Annotated in this window: 5 protein-coding genes; 2 read left to right on the top strand and 3 right to left on the bottom strand. The window is 51.2% G+C overall.

The annotated features are described in order from the left end of the window. Positions 1–186: 186 nt before the first annotated feature. Both NDI34_RS27790 and NDI34_RS27795 read right to left on the bottom strand, forming a co-directional pair. A complete protein-coding gene (locus NDI34_RS27790; protein WP_348234454.1) occupies positions 187–1,047 on the bottom strand; it encodes an MBL fold metallo-hydrolase in 861 nt (286 codons plus the stop codon). Positions 1,048–1,190: 143 nt separating this feature from the next. Next, positions 1,191–1,994: an SDR family NAD(P)-dependent oxidoreductase gene (locus NDI34_RS27795; protein WP_348234455.1), complete on the bottom strand. Its 804-nt coding sequence runs from the start codon at positions 1,992–1,994 to the stop codon at positions 1,191–1,193. Between the two features lie 359 nt (positions 1,995–2,353). Here NDI34_RS27795 and NDI34_RS27800 point away from each other — a divergent pair, with 359 nt between their 5' ends. Next, positions 2,354–2,956, top strand: a complete 603-nt coding sequence (locus tag NDI34_RS27800; RefSeq protein WP_348234456.1) for a hypothetical protein — start codon at positions 2,354–2,356, stop codon at positions 2,954–2,956. 210 nt (positions 2,957–3,166) lie between these two features. Beyond that, on the top strand, positions 3,167–3,949 hold the full coding sequence (locus tag NDI34_RS27805; RefSeq protein ID WP_348234457.1) for an intradiol ring-cleavage dioxygenase: 783 nt from the start codon (positions 3,167–3,169) through the stop codon (positions 3,947–3,949). A gap of 80 nt (positions 3,950–4,029) precedes the next feature. Here NDI34_RS27805 and NDI34_RS27810 read toward each other — a convergent pair. Further along, positions 4,030–4,218 (bottom strand): PAP/fibrillin family protein (locus NDI34_RS27810; protein ID WP_348234458.1); only part of this gene is annotated, 189 nt, incomplete at its 5' end.

The raw sequence follows: 4,218 nt of genomic DNA on the forward strand, positions 1-4,218 counted from the left end.
ACTAAAACTCTAACCTGCGTTCATAGAGCTAGAGATTCCTGAGACTTCTGACGCAGCTTAAATAAGAAGTCAGTTTTGGACTTGACCTCAAACATCAAATTGGGGACTAACTGAGCATAGTCTCCTGTTGTTCGCCGCGATCACTCTTAATTCCTGCTTCTTCAATCAATCTGATTGACGCAGACTTCATGAATGATGAATTTTCAAGTTCTGAGGGTCGCTGGACTGGTCGGCGAACGCTTTGAACTCGATCGCATCGTGACTACAGAAGAGGCGCACGTCGTTATTGCGATCGCGCGATAATGCACGTAGCCGATCTTGATTGTGGAGCCTCGCCTCGCGATCCACCTCCATCATCCATTGGTAGAAACGCATTCCCGGCGTGCAACGTGGTTCGGAGGAGTCCATCTCGTGTCGGTAAAAGTAGGCATCGCCCGCATTCAGGAGCCAACCCTCTGCTGTCTGGATGGCAACGCCAGCATGACCCCGCGTGTGACCAGCCAACGGGATGAGTAGAATCTCCGGCGGTAGCCCCTCAAGATCGCGCACAGCCTCGAAGCCGAACCAGGGTTCGCCCCCCGGCGAATAGAACTTCCAGCGTTTTACCTCGTCCCACTGGTCTGGACGATAGCGCTGGCTGGTAATGAAGCCGTGCCGATCCTGCGCTGCGTCAATTTCAGTCTGCATTACGTGTACGGTTGCTTCAGGGAAATCCTCTAGCCCACCAGCATGATCGAAATCGAGGTGGGTAAGCACGATATGGCGCACGTCGCGTGCGGAAAATCCTAGTTGCTCGACCTGAGCGATCGCTGTGTACTTGCGATCGAACTGGATACCATTGAAATGAATAAAAAACGGGCTGAGTCGCGCATAAGGCGAGTTGACATCGCGCACACCAAAGCCAGTATCGATTAGAACAAGCCCCTGATTTGTCTCGACAAGCAAGCAGTGGCAGACAAGGCGAGCCGTCAAACCGCGACTGAAGCCATCGAAGAGCGCCCCACCGACCGGACACATACAGCCACAATTGAGATGATGAATGTGCATAAATGTTCTGCTTTAAACTACTTTTTGCCTACGGGTATTGATGTCTGCACCTCATTCGACGCTTGCATTTGCTTCGGTCGGTATGAGAATGCCTGCCAAAACACCTTTACATACAACAGATGATCGGGAAGGCACTGCGTGCGTTACTTGTTAGCCGACTCAGACTCAGTCATCTGACGATGCAGTTCAGCCTTGACGGTATCAGGCAAAACCTTGCTTACATTGCCCTGAATCTTCGTCAGGAGCGAACCAGCGATGATGTGATCCTTGCCTGCCATTAAGGCATCGAAACCCTGTTTGGCGACTTCAGCCGGGTCATCGTTCTGTTTTGTACCCACCGTGGTGTCGTCCATTCCCGCACTATGGAAGAAGTTGGTATCGGTTGGCCCAGGCATGAGTGAGGTAACGGTGACGCCTGTATCCTTTAACTCGTTGCGTAGCGCTTCCGAGAAGGAGTGTACAAATGCTTTGGAAGCCGCGTAGACTGCTTCAAATGGCCCTGGCATGATGGCAGCAATTGACGAACTGAAGAGGATTCGACCCTTGCCGCGCTCGACCATATCTTTCACTACCCGTTTGGCGAGATGCACAGATGAAACGACGTTCAGGTTGATGAGATTCAGCTCGTCCTTTAGGTCAGTCTCGCGGGCGAAATCACCACCGACACCGACCCCTGCATTTATCGCGAGCGCATCTACCGATCTGCCAGTCGCCTTAATTTGGGTGTAGAGAGACTCTACACCCTCATAAGTAGCAAGATCAGCTTGCACCGTCTCGACCTTGGCACCCAGTCCCTCAAAGGTTTGAGCGGCTTCATCGATACTCGATCCGGTGGCTGTGACGAGGAGATCAAAGCCGTTTTGGGCGAACTGTTTGGCAAGCTCGTAACCGATGCCCTTGGAGGCACCTGTCACGACAGCTAGAGGTCGGTTCGACGAACTGTTCATAACCATTTAAACTCCTGTAGGGCTTCTCCACGCTTGGAAAGCTGTGGATTGTGCTTCTTTTTCGCTATCAGTAAAGTCTGCGCGAATGCGATCGCAACTCTTACTCATCCTAGGAAGACATCTGTGCGATCGCGTCTTTCCAAGGAAGTATGGCTGTTGTGTGTTTGAGGTTGCTTTTGTGGAGTTCACGCGATCCCCTGCGGTTCAGATCTCCGACTTTTCTAAAAAGTCGGGGATCTCGCCTTCACTAGCTCAGATTACAAAACTGTAATTTAGACGAAGGGCAAGCTGTAATTTTGGTTGAGCTTAATTGAATTTATAGACACGTTTCGAGATTCAACCGAAGGAGAAAGCTTGTGATGAATACCCGCCGACTGCTGGCAGCGATCGCAATTCCTGTTCTAGTTGGAACGTTTGGATGTGTGACTCTTAATCAGGCAACGGCTCAATCGCCCAACCGACAAGCCCAAAACTCATCCCAGCCCAATCAACAACAGCAGGGACAGGGACGCAGACGAGGACCAGATTTTGCCGCTGCGGCTCAGATATTGGGCATTTCAGAAGCTAAGTTGAAAGAAGCACTGGGAGTGCCAGCGAATCCTACACCAGGACAACGCCCACCTCGTCCCGACTTTAAGGCAGCGGCGGCAAAACTCGGCATTACCGAACAACAATTGGTAAATGCGTTGGGAGTTCCGCCCCGTCCGCCCCGTCCCGATTTTGCAGCCGCAGCGCAGAAGCTGGGCGTAACAGAAGCCAATTTAAAGGCAGCACTGGGAGTACCTGCAAACCCACCAACTACGCCGCCCGAACCGGGACAACGCCCACCCCGACCCGACTTTAAGGCGGCGGCGGCAAAACTCGGCGTGACGGAAGAGCAACTGGTAAATGCGCTGGGAGTTCCGCCCCGTCCACCTCAAGATGGCAATCAATCAGACGTACCTCCCCCTCCTCAGCAATAAGCTTGAATCAATTTAGCGACCCTTTCGTGGATACGACCAAATTTTCAATAAGCCCTGGCGATTAGAAATCGCGGCTTAACAAACTAAGTCCGCCTGCGCGGACTTAAGACAAATCAAAGATTTTGAAACCCGCGCAGGCGGGTTTTGTCTGTGTAGACGCGGTTTCAACCGCCCAGGTAGATTGCGATAATTCTATTTAGAGCAGATGAAATGAAAAAAGACCGTGTGAAAAGAATCCCAATTGTCTCCATGCTGAAGCGGCGAGAGGTGCTTGGCTTTCTAGGGGGAACAGCGGCAGTATCGCTTATAGGATGCTGGCGCGGACAGTCAATCTCAGCAAAGCCAATAGGTACATTAACTCAGACACCGACTCGGAAAGCGATCGCGCAGACTCCGACTTGCGTGGTAAAACCCCAACAAACGGAAGGGCCATATTTCGTGGATGAGAAGCTTAACCGTTCTGATATCCGCTCAGATCCCTCGAACGGTGCGGTAAAGCAGGGAGTACTGTTGCGTTTGGTGTTTCGTATCTCTGGGATTAATGGTAGATCCTGTAGGCCTTTGAGGGGTGCAACTGTAGACATTTGGCATTGCGACGCGCTGGGCGTGTATTCGGATGTTCGAGACTTCAACGGGGATACGCAAGGGCAAAAATTCCTGCGCGGCTATCAGGTGACGGATGCAAATGGGACTGCGGAGTTTGTGACGATTTACCCTGGCTGGTATCCAGGCAGAACGGCTCACATCCACTTCAAGATTCGCACCGATTCTGCGTCTGGGCGTGGTTCTGAGTTTACCTCGCAGCTTTACTTCGACGATGCTCTCACGGATCGAGTTCACGCGCAGTCTCCCTATGCAACTAAGGGACAACGCACCCAGCGAAACGATGGAGACGGGATTTTTCAAGATGGGGGTCAAGAACTGATGCTTCAGCTAACCCAAGATGCACAAGGCTACGTGGGTACATTTGATACTGGGCTTCAGATGACTTGAACTATTGCATATTAATCAACAGCGATCGCATTCTTCATAATTGCAGAGTTGATAGAACGCGATCGCTCAAAATACCCAACTTACTCACGACGAAACACAAACAGATTGCCTGTTGCACCTCGTCCTACCCTGATTTCTTCATCTAAGTAGGAGGTTGTCCACTCCGCCTCATTCCGGAGGAATTCCAATACTGGGATTTTCAATTCAGGAAAACTCCAGCTTTCCATGCTAAAGAGCTTTGTTGCATGCATCGAAAAACTATCAAAAGT

The organism is Trichocoleus sp. DQ-U1, assembly GCF_039961925.1.
Classification (GTDB): Bacteria; Cyanobacteriota; Cyanobacteriia; order Cyanobacteriales; family FACHB-T130; genus FACHB-T130.

Bases quoted from the DNA above. Each gene is read 5' to 3' on its own strand.
- NDI34_RS27790 (WP_348234454.1), bottom strand. From the start codon at position 1,047: ATGCACATTCATCATCTCAATTGTGGCTGTATGTGTCCGGTCGGTGGG.
- NDI34_RS27795 (WP_348234455.1), bottom strand. From the start codon at position 1,994: ATGAACAGTTCGTCGAACCGACCTCTAGCTGTCGTGACAGGTGCCTCC.
- NDI34_RS27800 (WP_348234456.1), top strand. From the start codon at position 2,354: ATGAATACCCGCCGACTGCTGGCAGCGATCGCAATTCCTGTTCTAGTT.
- NDI34_RS27805 (WP_348234457.1), top strand. From the start codon at position 3,167: ATGAAAAAAGACCGTGTGAAAAGAATCCCAATTGTCTCCATGCTGAAG.